The 14,203-nt window shown below is 69.5% G+C and carries 11 protein-coding genes; 1 reads left to right on the forward strand and 10 read right to left on the reverse strand.

The annotated features are described in order from the left end of the window. Positions 1–152: 152 nt before the first annotated feature. From JX283_RS02115 to JX283_RS02130, 4 genes are all read right to left on the reverse strand, one after another. Positions 153–980 carry a biotin--[acetyl-CoA-carboxylase] ligase gene (locus JX283_RS02115; RefSeq protein ID WP_204829127.1) on the reverse strand — a complete coding sequence of 276 codons (828 nt, stop codon included), beginning with the start codon at positions 978–980 and terminating at the stop codon, positions 153–155. Next, entirely contained in the window at positions 974–2,527 is a 1,554-nt protein-coding gene (gene folK, locus JX283_RS02120; protein ID WP_370583392.1) for a 2-amino-4-hydroxy-6-hydroxymethyldihydropteridine diphosphokinase, read from the reverse strand. Before folK ends, JX283_RS02115 begins: the two co-directional genes overlap by 7 nt. A 9-nt stretch (positions 2,528–2,536) precedes the next feature. Next, positions 2,537–3,130: a GTP cyclohydrolase I FolE gene (folE, locus tag JX283_RS02125; RefSeq protein ID WP_239652428.1), complete on the reverse strand. Its 594-nt coding sequence runs from the start codon at positions 3,128–3,130 to the stop codon at positions 2,537–2,539. Positions 3,131–3,223: 93 nt separating this feature from the next. Then, positions 3,224–3,958, reverse strand: coding sequence for an NAD-dependent protein deacylase (locus tag JX283_RS02130; RefSeq protein WP_204829129.1), 735 nt, complete (start codon positions 3,956–3,958; stop codon positions 3,224–3,226). A gap of 71 nt (positions 3,959–4,029) precedes the next feature. Between JX283_RS02130 and JX283_RS02135 the strand changes: the two genes are divergently transcribed. Further along, positions 4,030–4,923, forward strand: a complete 894-nt coding sequence (locus JX283_RS02135) for a patatin family protein (protein WP_204829130.1) — start codon at positions 4,030–4,032, stop codon at positions 4,921–4,923. A gap of 75 nt (positions 4,924–4,998) precedes the next feature. On the opposite strand, the gene JX283_RS02140 is transcribed toward JX283_RS02135, so the two are convergent. The 6 genes from JX283_RS02140 to JX283_RS02160 form a co-directional block, all read right to left on the reverse strand. Further along, positions 4,999–6,624, reverse strand: coding sequence for an amidohydrolase (locus JX283_RS02140; RefSeq protein WP_204829131.1), 1,626 nt, complete (start codon positions 6,622–6,624; stop codon positions 4,999–5,001). A gap of 61 nt (positions 6,625–6,685) precedes the next feature. After that, positions 6,686–8,368: an MFS transporter gene (locus tag JX283_RS02145; RefSeq protein WP_204829132.1), complete on the reverse strand. Its 1,683-nt coding sequence runs from the start codon at positions 8,366–8,368 to the stop codon at positions 6,686–6,688. An 839-nt stretch (positions 8,369–9,207) separates the two neighbouring features. After that, positions 9,208–11,091 carry an HTH domain-containing protein gene (locus tag JX283_RS02150; protein ID WP_204829133.1) on the reverse strand — a complete coding sequence of 628 codons (1,884 nt, stop codon included), beginning with the start codon at positions 11,089–11,091 and terminating at the stop codon, positions 9,208–9,210. After that, positions 11,088–11,864 (reverse strand): exodeoxyribonuclease III, encoded by a 777-nt coding sequence (locus tag JX283_RS02155; RefSeq protein WP_204829134.1) that lies wholly within the window; start codon positions 11,862–11,864, stop codon positions 11,088–11,090. Before JX283_RS02155 ends, JX283_RS02150 begins: the two co-directional genes overlap by 4 nt. A 132-nt stretch (positions 11,865–11,996) precedes the next feature. Further along, the gene (locus JX283_RS08390) at positions 11,997–12,800 is read right to left on the reverse strand and encodes a PHP domain-containing protein (RefSeq protein WP_239652429.1); all 804 of its coding nucleotides are present in this window, start codon (positions 12,798–12,800) and stop codon (positions 11,997–11,999) included. 39 nt (positions 12,801–12,839) lie between these two features. Further along, entirely contained in the window at positions 12,840–14,018 is a 1,179-nt protein-coding gene (locus tag JX283_RS02160; protein WP_204829135.1) for a pyridoxal phosphate-dependent aminotransferase, read from the reverse strand. Positions 14,019–14,203 lie beyond the last annotated feature (185 nt).

Raw genomic sequence — 14,203 nt, forward strand, 5'->3', positions numbered from 1 at the left:
GACTTCAGTGTGTATGTAGTTTTGAACAACGGCCGCGGGGAGGGGTCGGGGCGGGGTGCTCAGTGAGCGGCCCGATGACCTTCAGTGAGCGATTAGGACGCTCACGGAGCCTTGGTGTGCGGGTTTTCACTCACCGAGGCATGCAAAGGCACTCACTGAAGGGTCAGCCACTCACCGAAGGACGCAGGGCCGCCCTNCCGCGGCCGCACGGACCCTTGCTCGCTGGAGAACTCCAGCTCCCGGCCGTCGTCGGTGCGCACGGTGACGCGACCCCAGCCGTCGATGCCCGCCAGCATGCCCTCGGCAGCCACGCGGCCGTCGGGCAGGAGCACCCGCACCTCCCGGCCCATGAGGGGCATCTCGTCGAACCACTCCGAGAGCACCGGCCCGAGGGGGCCGGCAGTGCCTTGGCCGGCGGCGATGNNNTCCTCCCAGGCGCGGACGCGGGAGACGACGGCGTCGCCGATCGCGGCGGCGAGGGTCTCGAGGCCGGGCACCGTATCGAGCAGGGAGGCGAGACCCGCCGCCTCTCGGGGCGCGGGCGAACCGGCGGTCGCGAGGTCGCCGTCGGGGGGCAGGACGTTCACGTAGACCCCCGCCACCACGAACACGCCGCCCTCGCCATAGCCGGCACTGCACACGNCGCCGCCCAGCTTNNGGCCACAGGCATCNACCACGTCGTCGGGCCATGCAAGCGAGACCGGCGCCCCCAGGGCCCGCAGCGCGTCCACGGCGCCGNGGCCCGCCACGGACGACAGCCCCGAGAGCAGCCCCATGGGCGCCTTCGGGCGCAGGACCACGGCCACGGCCAGCCCCTCGGCCGGCGACTCCCANACGCGGCCGAGCCGGGCNCGGCCGGCGGTCTGCTCGCGAGCGGCCACGCAGGTGCCGGCCGGGACNNCCTCGCGGGCGAGGGAGGCGGCCTCGTCGAGGACCGAGGCGCAGGTGCCCACCACATCCACCACTGTGCCCCCTACCACTCGATGGGGCCGAGGTCCGCCAGCACGATGCCCACGCGCTCCTCGCGGGGCAGCACCGCGATGCCGGCATGGCGCAGGTAGCGGGCCGGGTCATGCACCAGGTCCTCCATGGGCACCAGCACGAAGTCGCGCTCGACGAGGCCGGGGTGCGGCAGCCGCAGGCGCTCGCCGGCGTGGCGCTCGCCCTCCACAAAGACCAGGTCGCAGTCGATGGTGCGGGGCCCGTGGCCGTCCTGGCCCGCCGGACGCGTGCGGCCCAGGGCCTGCTCCACCTCCATGAGGTGACCGAGCAGCACCTCCGGCGCCAGCTCGGTGCGCAGCTCGGCCACGGCATTGGCCACCGGGGTGGCGATGCCGTAGGCGGGCTCGCTCTCGTAGGCGTGGCTCACGGCGGAGACGCAGGTAAGCGGGATCTCGTTGATCAGGGCGCAGGCCCNGGCAAGGTAGCCCACGCGGTCGCCCACGTTGGAGCNCAGGGCCACGAAGGCGCNGGACTGTCCGGGGTGTGCGATGGACCAGTACGCGTTCAGGGCCTGGGTCACCCCGGCGACGTCGTGCACCCGCAGGATGCGGGCGCCGGCCTCAGCGGCGNCCAGGGCGGCGCCGATGGTGGCGGCGTCGCGGTCGGCCGCGGAGCCCACCCCGGAGATGGCGCCCACGAAGCGCTTGCGCGACACGGCGCACATGATGGGATAGCCCATGGAGACCATCTGGGCGCAGGCGCGCTGAATCACCACGTCCTCGTCGGCCATCTTGCCAAAGCCCGCGCCGGGGTCCAGACAGATGCGGTCGTGGGCCACGCCGGCACGCATGAGGGTGCGGGCCTGGTCGCCCAGAAAGCCCATGATGCGACGCATGATGGGGGCCGACTCCGNCAGGGTGAACCGCCGGTTGGAGCCGGAGGCCAGGCGAACCGTGGGGCTCGTGACGCCACGGGCGCTCCTGCGCATGACCTCGTCCAGGCGCACGGAGGAGGCGTCGCCCCTGTCGGCCGGCGCGTCGTCGCCATCCGCGACCTCGNCCTCGGCGTCCTCGGCAGCCGCCTCGCGGGAGCGCGGGTCGGAGTCGAGCAGCACCGAGCGGCGTGTGGGGTGGTCNGCCACCTCGCCGGCGTGCATGACCACCACACCGCACTCGCCCTCGGCCGCGATCTTGACCATGGCGGGGTCGGTGAAGCCGGTGACGTCNNTGAGCANGTGCGCACCCAGGCGCACNCAGAGCTCGGCNACGGAGGGATGGCGCGTGTCCACGCTCACCAGGGCGCCGGCATCCAGCAGCTCGCGGACCACGGGCACCACGCGGGCGGCCTCCTCCTCGGGGTCCACCGGGGTGAACCCGGGCCGCGTGGACTCGCCGCCCACGTCGACGATGTCCGCCCCAGCGTCGAGAAGGGCCAGGCCGTGGGCCACGGCCGACGCGGTGTCCGCGTGCTCTCCGCCGTCGGAGAAGGAGTCGGGGGTCACGTTGAGGATGCCCATGACGCGCGGGCGCGCGAGGGAGAGCTCGCGGTCGCCGCNCTGNCACGTGGCGNAGTCNCGTCTCAGCAAAAGGGCCTCCTACCGAACGTGGGTTCCGTCAAAGATGAGGCTCATGGCCTCGGCACGGGTGGTGGAGCTGGCAGCAAAGCCCCCGCGCACCGCAGACGTGCTGGTCATGGCACCGGGCTTGCGCACGCCGCGCATGGTCATGCAGAGGTGCTCGGCCTCCATGACCACCACCACGCCCATGGGGTCGAGGTGTCCCACCACGGCATCGGCCACCTGGGCGCAGAGCCGCTCCTGCAGCTGTGGACGCCGCGCATAGGCGTCCACCACGCGGGCGAGCTTGGAGATGCCGCACACGCGGCCGTCGGGGCCGGGGATGTAGGCGATGTGGGCCCGGCCGAAGAACGGCAGCAGGTGGTGCTCGCACAGGGAGTAGAACGGGATGTCGCGCACCACGACGATGTCGTGGCAGCCGGCGTCGAAGGTCACCGAGAAGAGCCCGTCGACGTCCACGGCGGCCCCGCCACAGACCTCCTCCATGGCGCGGGCGACGCGGGCGGGCGTATCCACGAGACCCTCGCGGTCGGGGTCCTCCCCCACGCCCTCGAGCATGAGGCGCACGCCCCGCTCGATCTTTGCGCGGTCCATATGGTGCTCAGACGCCATGGGTGCCCCTCCGGGTCCGGTTGCAAGACTTAGTTGATTGTACCGTTATGGGAGGGATNCGCNCTCNGCCGGCACGACACCGCAGGAAGACCCTCAGAAGTCGAAGGCCCGGGCGATGTCCACGTCCAGGACGGCGTCGGCGCGGCCGTCCATGGCCGTGGCCCCCTTGTTCACGATGACGAGGCGGCGCCCCGAGAAGAGGTCCACGAGTCCGGCCACGGGCCACACCACGAGCGACGTCCCGCCCACCACCAGCGTGTCGCACCGGGCGACTGCATCGGCGGCGGCGTCGAGCACGCGCCGGTCCAAGGGCTCCTCGTAGAGCACCACGTCGGGCTTCACGGGGCCGCCGCACTCCTCGCACACGGGCACGCCCTCGGTNGCCATGACCCACTCGGCCGGGTACACGCGGCCGCAGCCCTGGCAGACGTTGCGGTGCACCGAGCCGTGGAGCTCGAGCACGTTGCGACTGCCGGCCATCTGGTGCAGGCCGTCGATGTTCTGGGTGAGCACCGCNNNGAGGGGGCCCGACCCTTCGNGCTCGGCCAGCTTGCGGTGGGCGCGGTTGGGCCTCGCCCCCAGGGCCACCATCTTCTTGCGGTAGAAGTCGAAGAACTCGGTCGGGTGCGCCTCGTAGAAGCTGTGGGAGAGCATGGTCTCGGGCGGGTAGGCGAACTGCTGGCGGTAGAGGCCGTCCTCGGAGCGGNAGTCGGGAATGCCGCTGGCCGTGGAGACGCCGGCACCGCCGAAGAACACGAGGTCGTCGCTCTGCTCCACGGCCTCCCTCAGGACCTCGCGGGCCCTGTCCACATGAGTTNCGCGNTCCATGTCCGGCCTTTCGCGCGCGGGATACAATGCCCGATGCTAGCACCCGACACGACCCGAGAGCGAGCGACCCCATGGCGAACAACCCCGTGACCCGCGTGAACGACGTCGCACTGTGCTTCGAGGGCGGCGNCATGCGGGCCTCCTACACCGCGGCCTTCTCCCAGGCCCTCGAGGACCTGGGCCTCGACTTCCCCTACGTGTGCGGCGTCTCGGCCGGCTCGTCGCTCACGGTGAACCACGTGGCCCGCGACGCCCACCGCTCACGGCTGCAGTTCGTGGAGTACGCCGACGACCCGCGCTNCGGCGGCATCGGCCANTTCCTGNGCNGCGAGNGCTACTTCAACTCCGACTACCTCTACGAGGGGTGCGTGGAGTCGGGCGAGGTGCCCGTGCGNTGGGGCGCCTTCTGCGAGACCCCCGCCGAGGCCGCNNTGCAGGCCTTCTCGGCCGACACCGGACGCACCCGCACGTGGCACAAGGCCGACTACGCCGACCCCGTGGACCTCGCCCGCCACGCCCGGGCCAGCTCTACCATGCCCCTCCTCATGAACCCCGTCGAGATCGAGGGCGAGCTCTGGTTCGACGGCGGCCTGGGAGACCGCGGCGGGCTGCCCCACGGCATGGCCCTGGCCGACGGCTACGAGCGGCTCGTGGTGGTGGCCACACGGCCGCGTGGCTACCGCAAGGAGACCCTCGGCACGGCCCAGCGGCTCCTGGCCCGCCGGGCGCTGGCTCGCTACCCGCGGGTGGCCGAGGCGCTCGTGGCCAGGGCGCAGGCCTACAACGACGCCATGGCCGAGCTCGAGGACATGGAGCGCCGGGGCCAGGCCCTCGTGATCCGGCCCGACACCATGCCGGTGGACAACGCGTGCCTCGACAAGGCGCGGCTGGAGGCGTCGTGGGACGCCGGCTACATCCAGGCCGCACGGGAGCTCGAGCGCGTGCTGGCGTTCTGCGGGCTGTAGGAGAGCCGCAAAAAGAAGAGGGGCCGGAGACACGGCGTCTCCAGCCCCCTGCATATCGGCCGTGGCCCAAACCCACTAGCAGGCCTTGCGCTCCCAGACGTTCTCGCCCTCCTTGACGGTGGCGAACACCTTGATGGAGCGGATCTCATCGGGGTCCACTTCCAGGGGGTTGGCGTCGAGCACGGCGAGGTCGGCCAGCTTGCCCGCCTCCAGGGTCCCCTTGGAGCTCTCCTCGCCGTACTGGTAGGCGCCGTTGTAGGTGATGGCGCGCAGCGCGTCAAAGACGCTCACGGCCTGCTCGGCGTCGAGCTGGCGGCCACCCTTGGTGACGCGGCGCACGGCGCACCACACCCCCTCGAGGAGGTTGGGGCGCAGCACCGGGGTATCGGTATGGAGCGTGAACGGCAGGCCGCAGTCCACGGCGTCGCCGCAAGGGCTCACCCGACCGCCGCGAACGGGGCCGAAGTTCTTCACATGGGCGTCGCCCCAGTACCACACGTGGGAAGCGAAGATGGAGGGGACCATCGATAGCTCGGCCATGGTCTCGAGCTGGTCCTTGCGAACGGTCTGGCAGTGGGTCATCACCGGGCGGAGCGCCTTGGCGTCGGGGTTGGCGCTTTGTGCCCGGGCCTGGGCGTAAACGCGCAGGAGCTGGTCGGCGGCGGCGTCGCCGTTGGTGTGGCAGAGCAGCTGGTGGTTGGTGTCCACGGCCGCCTTGGCAAAGGCCAGGGCATCCTCGTCGCTCATAGTGCCGTAGGCGCACCAGTCGCGCTCGCCCTCGGGGCCCTCCACGTAGGGTTCGCTCATCCACGCCGTAAGGCCCTGCGGCGACCCGTCGAGGAACATCTTGAGGCCTCCTAGGCGGAAATGCCCCCGATAGTTGGACCCGTCATAGTCGGGATGGGCCTCCAGGGTGGCCAAGGGATCGCTCCCCGCCATGGGATAGCCCACGACGTCCATCTTGAGAAGGCCGCGCTCGGCCAGGGCGCAGAGCACGTTGGCCATGTCGGGGCCCGTGGCGCCGTCCTGACACGTGGTGACACCGTNCACCAGGTAGACNTCCTGCATGTCGTTGGCCATGGAGAAGAAGTCTAAGTTCATGCGGGGCGTCGTGACGGCGTAGAGGCCGTTCATGGCGGCGGGCTCCTCGGCATAACCCGTCAGCTCGCCGTTGTCGTCACGGCCGTAGCGGCCGCCCTCGGGGTCAGGCGTCCGNGCATCCAGACCGGCAAGCTCCAGCANGCGGGAGTTGGCCACGCCCATATGGTTGGACACGTGGGTGATGAGAATGGGCACCTCGGTGGAGACGGAATCCAGAAGCTCGCGGGTGGGGTGCTGGCCCTCTTCCAGGTTGTTCTGGTCGTAGCCGATGGCCATGATGACGCCGTCCTCGCCGANGGGGCGGGAGGCGGCGAACTCCTTCAGGACGGCCTCGATCTGNGCGAAGGATGTGCACTGCGAGAGATCGGCATAGAGTAGGTACTGCAGCGCCCCGGTGAAGTGGCTGTGGGGATCGATGAAGCCCGGCAGCACGCAGGCGCCGTGCAGGTCGGTCTCGGGGGCGCCCTGGGCAAGGGAGCGGGCCTCGCCGAGGTCGCCCACGTAGGCGATGGTGCCGTCGTCATCCACCAGCAGGGCCTCGGCCCGCTCCCGGGCGTCGCGCATGGTCACAAAAGTGGCGTTGGTAAAGAGGCGCTTCATGGCGCACTCCTTTCTTAAGAAGGGGCGGCGGGTCGTTCCCGCCGCCCCGCACAGCGAAGGGTTAGGCAACGTCCTCGGCAAGCTGGGTGAGCTCGAGGGCCTGCTCGCCGGCCACCACGTCGGAGACGGGCTCTTCCTGCTTCCTGAAGATGGTGATCCAGCGGGTGCTGACAAGCCCCAGGAGAACGAGGGCCGCCGAGACCGTGAACGAGGTTCGGGTGGACTCGACGCGGGCGTCGGAGTTGATGGAGACCAGAGCCTCGCGGCAGGTGTCGTCCATGGGAATGTCGGCGATGGTCTGCTCGAACTGGGCGTCGCCCATGAGGGTGATGTTGCGCTCTGCCACGGCCTCGCGCACAGCGGGGGTGACGGCGGAGTTCTGCTCCATGGCCGTGTTGATGTTGGCGGTGATGCCAAAGAGGAGCACGGCACCGATGGCGGCCACGCCGATGGCCTGGCCCACGTTGCGCATGGTGGCCTGGATGCCGCCGGACTGGGCAGCGTCGCGCTCGTTGACGGCCAGGGCCACGATGCTGGAGGCCTCGGCGCTCACCAGACCGGCGCCGGCACCGGCAATGACCAGGCCCACCCACATGAGGGGACCTGCCTCGGAGCCGTGCAGGGCGAGACCCATGGGNACAAAGGAGAAGGCCATGACGCCATAGCCGGCCTGGATGATGGTGCGGGGATTGGCGTTGGGCAGCAGCTTGGGCACGCCCAAGGCGAACAGGAACGTGGGGATGCCCACAGCGAGGGCCATGACGCCNNTGAGCANCGGCGACCNGCCNGCAACGAGCTGCAGGTAGGGCGAGAGCAGGATGGCCTGAATGCCCATGAAGAAGAAGGTGACGGCGTTGGCTACGAGGCCGGCACGGACCTGCGGGGTCGCGAGGAAGGAGTGGGGGATCAAAGCGATNCNGTACTTGTCCTCGATGCGCTTCTCCACAGGGACCAGGATGGCAAGGAGCACCAGGCCGACGCACACCATGGGCAGCGCCGGGGAAATACCGAAGACCGTGAAGGGGGCGTCGGCAAAGGGAGCGACGAGACCCCAGGCAGAGATGCGCGACAGGCCCACGAGGATCAGGAACAGACCAGCAGAGGCGATGCCGCAGCCGAGCCAGTCGAAATGCANCTTGCCCTCGGGCTTCTCAAAGGAGGGCAGGGCCAGCGAGGCCAGGAGCACCACGGCGAAGTAGGCCGCCACAACGCCGAAGGTCACACGGAAGCCGGAGGCCTCCATGACGATGCCCAGGCCCAAGGGCAGGAAGGCAGAGAGGCCCGATGCCGCGCCGATGCAGCCAAAGGCGACGAGACGGTTCTTTCCGTGGTAGATGAAGGGAACGAGGCCCAGCACCGCGGGGATCATGAAGCTCGCGCCAAAGCCCACGAGCACACGGCCGCCCCAGATGAACACNGCCATCGACGGGGCCAGGGNCATGACGAGCTCGCCCGCCGCGCACATGGCCACGCCGATACGGAAGCTCTTGCGGAAGCCGATGATGGTGCCCACCAGGCCGCCGGCCACCATGAACGCGCCAGCCATGAGGGAGTAGACCATGTTGGCAAGCTGGATGTCGGGGGTGGTGGCCCCCAGCACGTCCACCAGCTGCTGGTTGGCGAGGCCCAGGGCCCCGTTGTCACCGGAGGTGCCCATCTGGGCCAAGATCANCACGNTGATCGGCGCCACCAGGAACTTCTCGGCGNCTCCCTCGGCCTTGGATGCGGTTTTGATAGATGCCATNCTTCCTCCNTCGGAAGTGGTCTGGCGGGGCGTCATAGGGCGTCTCCGTCGGGGCTTGAGTACGGCACCCATCATAGGAAGCGGTCAGACATAGCCGCGCCGCAACCGTTTCCGGAGCTCCGGAAACGGTTGAAGGCCNGCTACGCCCCANCGCTTTCTATACTTGCCCTCGTCAAGGGACGCGCCCATATCATCAGAATATGCATTACACGCAGGCTCTCACGGGAGGATCGAGAAACCATGGAATCAGTCGCCGAGCACAGCGCCCATCAGCCCAAACCCTTTGTCGCCTATATGCGCCATAAGTGCCTCATCGGCTACGGCGTCATCAACGGCATAATCAACGCCGTCATCTTTTACCTCTTGCACCACTCAGCCCCCGGCGCCATCTNCACCCCGGCCGACGCCGCCCACGACCTGGCCTTCACTGGCCTGCTTCTGGGACCCCTGCTCTTTGCCTGCGTGGTGCCGCTCACCAAGATGGATCGGGCCCACGGAACGTTCACGGCCGCCGAGGGCGACGGGCTGCTCTGCTGCCCCATGCCCCGCGCATACGGAGCCTCCATGCTCCTGGTGGCCCTGATCTGCGCCGTCGCCATGACCGGCACCTGCACCCTGGCGATGCAGGCCACCGGGCCTCTGGGCCTGGGCGCCATGACCCTGCTCAAGGGCATGCTCTGCGCCGCCGGCGGCGCCCTGTCCGGCTACCTCACTCTGTCCTTCTGCCAGCGCCACCGCGCCNAGCCAACACCGCGTCCAACCATTGGGCACGCGCCCGCACAAGGGCCCCTTTCGCCGCGCGAAAGGGGCCCTTGTTGCGTATCGACCCGCCTTGGCNCCTACGCCCAGACCGCCCCCTCTTGGCGGGTGAGCGTGGAGAGGAACTCGTCGTCTGCCGGGGTCCCNAGGTCGGCGAACTCAGCCACGAGCTGCTTGAACCAACGGGTCTGCACCGCGAGCTGACCACGCTCGGAGATCGGGAGCACCAGCACCGCCANGGACGGCCACTGCACCGCCNCCTGGGGGGCACCGGACACCGTATAGATGCGAATGCCGGCAGCCTTTACGTCGGGGCCGCACCAGCACCACACCAGCGTGCGCCCCTTGACGCACGAGAGTTCCCGCAAGAGCCAGCGGAACCGCTCCTCCCCCATGGCAAGGAGCCCCTCGGCGCAGAGGTCCTCATAGAGCGCCCCCACGAGCCCATGGGNGTCAGCCAATGCANGCAGCGTTTTTCGGGCCCAGGGTATGGGCGTGCGGCCGCGACGCCAAAGGGGGATGGAGTCGATTATGGCGTCGACGTCGGCGCGGGAGACCGCCGGTGACACCGTGATGCTGGGATAGTCTACCGACAGCGGCTCAAAGGAGACGAGGAAGTCGAACCGCTCCAGGNCGGCGGCAGCGGGGCCACCCGCAGCCTCGACCCTCTGCCCGTTGAGCACGTCGACCACCTTGAGGCGTGGCGACAGGCGCTCGATGCGGGCCGCCCCCCAGATGGCCAGGTCGATACCCGAGTTGACCACAAGGCCCACGCGCAACGAGCGCAGCGACCCCGTCGACTCGATGTAGTCGAGCAGCGCCAGCAAGAGGCGTCCATAGTCCGACCCGTAGAGGTCGGCGTCCACAAACTCGGGCACCGAGCAGAGCACCGACGAGACGGCCGCAGCCGCATCCATGGCGTCGTATTTGACCGAGCACTCGTTGGGGTTGAGCGCCGAGAGCCCGCAGGNGCGGCGCACGAGGCTGCTCTCGACGANGATGGCCAGGGGCTTGATCAGGGCAGGGGANAGGGGCTCGCCAAAGGCGGCGGCCAGGGCCCGGTCCATGGCGCCCACGATGGTGCGCGCACGCTCGCTGGGCTCGGCCGCATCCAGGGCGGCAAGGCTCCACTGCCACGTGCAGCACCGCGCCATGTCCCAGAGCAGCGCCAGCTCGGCGTCGCTCACGGCAACGGCGCAGCGCCTCTCCAGCTTGGCACCGAGCTTTCGCAGGACCCCGTGGGGCTCCTGGCCGTGCGGCCACGACTCGATGACGTGGCCCAGGCGAATGCGCACCAGCATGAGGACCAGGTACACCGAGAGCTGCCAAGCGGCGTTGCCGGAAAACTCAAAACCCAGGGCATCCTGGAGGTCCTCNTCGCACTCCTCGATGGCAGCAAGNTNCTCNGCCGAGAGCCCGTCGGTGAGCATGGGCAGGATGTGGGAGCGCACGGCCGGAGGCGCCAGGGCGAAGAGAAGCGACATGACAAAGCCGCGAAGGGCCCATTCGTCGCCTTCCACGTCCACGGAACGCCCCTTGACCGACGCAAGGTGCCTCTTTCCCAAGACCCCGCGCCACCAGTGAAGGTCGCGCTGCACCTGCGTGGGCGTGCGGTAGAGGGCAGAGGCCAGGCTACGGGAGCTATGGGGGCCCGGCGTGGCCACCNTCAGCAGCATCTCCTGGCACAGGCGCTCGAAGCGTGGGTGCATGGACGTGTCGCTCTCACCCAGAAGACGCAGCAGCGAGTCGTGCTCTCCCGGGACCACGGTGAGGCCGATGCCGGCACCGCGCCTGGCGTCCACGGTGGTGCGCAGCCCCTCGCGGGCCATCGCGTCCCGCAGCACCCCCACGTCCGACCGTATCGTACGCTCGGAGCAGCCCAGGTCATCCGCGAGCTCCACGGCCGTGAGATGGCCCTCCGCATCCAAGAGCCTGCGAAGAAGCTCCCCCTGTCTCGCGTTCACGAACGACCCGGGGCGGAGAGGTCCAGCNTGAGCGTCACGGGGCAGTGGTCCGACCCCATGACCTGGGTGAGGCAGCTGGCCGCCGCGACCTTGTCCTTGAGGGCGTCGGACACCAGGAAGTAGTCCAGGCGCCAGCCGGCGTTGGTACGGCGGGCGCGCTCGCGGTAGCTCCACCAGGTGTAGACGTCGGCCTCCGTGGGATNCAGGTAGCGGAAGGNGTCCACGAANCNGGAGTCCAGCAGGNGGGTGAGGTCGTCTCGCTCGGCGTCGGTGAAGCCGGCGTGGCCGGCGTTCTTCTCGGGGTCGTCGATGTCGATGGGCTTGTGGGCCACGTTGAGGTCGCCGCACAGGATGACGGGTTTGTCCTTGGCCAGGCCGTCGAGGAACCTCGTGAGGTGGGCGTCCCACTCCTCGCGGATAGGCAGGCGCTGGAGCCGGTCCTGGGANTTGGGCGAGTAGACCGAGACGAACCAGTACCCCTCGAACTCGCAGGCGCAGACGCGGCCCTCCTCGTCGGCCACGGGCAGGCCCACCTTGCGGACCACCTGGAGCGGCTCCTTCTTGGAGAAGACCGCGGTGCCGCTGTAGCCCTTCTTCTCGGCGTAGCTCCAAGCCTGGTGGTAGCCAGGGAGGTCGAGCTCCACCTGGCCCTCCTGGCACTTGGTCTCCTGCACGCCGAAGACGTCGGCGTCCTCCCGGTCGAAGAACGCCATGAAGTCCTTGCGCAGGATGGCGCGGATGCCGTTGACGTTCCACGAGACGAACTTCTCCATGTTTGACCCCTTTGCGACGGTGGTCGGCGCTGCGTTGTGACGCTGGGTCTGTTCCCCCGGGAGCGCCCGGANTGCGGGCGGCGGCACCCGGCCAAGAAGACGGCACAGGAGCCCGGGCGCCGACGACCTGCCCTAGAGGCCCTCCACCGGGCCTGCGACGCGGGCCACGGCGCCGAGGAACGCCTCCGCCGAGCGCGTGGCCACAAGCTCCTGGGGAAAGTGGACCTCCTCCAGCATGGCCAGGGCCTTTGGGGCGCGGCCCACGTCGCAGGAGATGTGGGCGTCGGTGTTCACAGCCACCATGACGCCGGCCTCNGCACAGGCGCAGGCGAGCTCGCGGCAGTGGCCCGGCACCTCGCTGGGCGAGAAGTCCAGGCTGTGCTCGTTGATCTCCACCAGCCTGCCCTCGGCGCGGCAGTACTCGAGGACGGCCGTCGTGTCGAACGGCACGCCGGCGCGGCCCATGTGCCCGGCCATGAGCACCTTGGGGTGCGAGAGGGCCTTGAGGTAGAGGTCGGTGGCCCGGGCCACGGGTAGGTCGCGGAAGAGAGGGGCGTGATNGATGGAGGCGATGAGGTAGTCGNACTGGGAGGTGCAGTGGTCGAAGAGGCTCTGGGGCTCCAGGGGCATCTCGGTTATGCCGGTCTCGAGCATGGCGTCCTGGCCAAAGAGGGTGCCGTCCACGTCGAGGATGTCCACCTCGGCGGCGCGAAGCAGCGTCACCCCGTGCCAGCGGCGGGGCCAGCAGCCCATGTTGAGGAAGTGCTGGTACTCGCGCACGTCTCCCGTGGCCGACACCATGGCCGAGAGATGGTCGGCGATGCCGAGGAGCTCGAGGCCCGCCTCGGCGGCCGCGCGGACGTCCTCTTCCACTGTGGAGAAGGCGTGGCGCGAGAACACGGTGTGGGTGTGGGTGTCGCAGNGGTTCTNAAGCATNGGGGCCCCCCGGGGGTAGCGGTTTTGCCGTGTGCGCCCCTAACGGTAGCTCTTTGCCAGGGCCTCCCACGCCGCCATGGACCTCTCGATGGTGTCGCGGGAGACGCAGTAGCCCACGCGCACCCAACCGCCGCAGCCGAAGGAGTCGCTGGGCACGGGCAGCAGCTCGAACTCGCGGGCGCGCTCGAAGAACGCTTGGGCGTCGGGCTCCAGCGCCTTTACCCACAGGTAGAAGGCGCCCTGTGGCTCCACATACTCGTAGCCCAGGGCCTTGAGGCCCTCGCAGAGCAGGGCCNGGTTCTCGGCATAGGCGGCGACGTCGGCCGGGACGTCCACGCAGTCCACGATCACACGCTGGAAGAGCGAGGGGGCGCAGACGAAGCCCAGGGCGCGGGCGGCGCCGGCCACAGCGTCCACGAGCTCGTCGTGGTCGGGGTTGGTGTCGGGCACGAGCACCCAGCCGATGCGCTCGCCGGGCAGAGACAGGCTCTTGGAGTAGGAGTAGCACACGACGGTGCGGCCGTAGACGCCGGGCACCCAAGGGACCTCCGCCCCGTAGACGATCTCGCGGTAGGGCTCGTCGGACACGAGGTAGATGGAGGTGTCGAACGTGCGCTCGGCCTCCTCGAGGGCCACGGCCAGGCGGGTGAGCGTCTCGGTGCCGTAGACCACGCCCACGGGGTTGTTGGGCGAGTTGACGACCACGGCCTTGGTGCGCGCCGTGAGGGCGGCGGCGACGGCGTCGACGTCGAGGTCGAAGGTGACCGGGTCGGCCGGCACCTCCACGCAGGTGGCGCCGGAGGTCTCGATCCACACGCGGTACTCGGGGAAGTACGGCGCGATGACGATGACCTCGTCGCCGGGGTTGACCACGGCCTTGAAGGTGCAGGAGAGCGAGGCGGCAGCGCCCACGGTCATGAAGACGTCGCCGGGGCCGTAACCGGTGCCGAAGCGCCGGTTGAGGGAGGTGGCCACGGCCTCGCGGCAGGCGGGCAGGCCGNCGGCGGGGGTATAGCCGTGGAGCTCCGTGGGCGGCAGGGCAAGGGCGCGCACGATAGCCTCGTTTACCTGCGGCGGGGCGGGGACGCTGGGGTTGCCGAGGGAGAAGTCGAAGACGTTCTCGGCGCCGATCTGGGCGGCGCGGGCGGCGCCCCAGGCGGCGATCTCGCGGATGGAGGACTTCTGGGCGCCGTAGGCGTACATCTGCTCGTTGATCATGGTGCTCCCTCGGGCCGGGCTCTCTCTTTGGAGGGATGCTACACCGCGGCCGTTGCGGGGCGGTAACGGGGGCAGGGGCAGANGCTTTGGTGCGCGCCCTCGGAGGTCTTGGTGGGCTGAGGCGTTCAGTGAGCACCCTTGGAGGTCTCGATGAGTGAAAACCCGCACACCGAAGCTCGGTGAGT

It is taken from the genome of Olsenella sp. CU969, assembly GCF_905219715.1.
In the GTDB taxonomy this organism is placed as follows: Bacteria; Actinomycetota; Coriobacteriia; order Coriobacteriales; family Atopobiaceae; genus Granulimonas; species Granulimonas faecalis.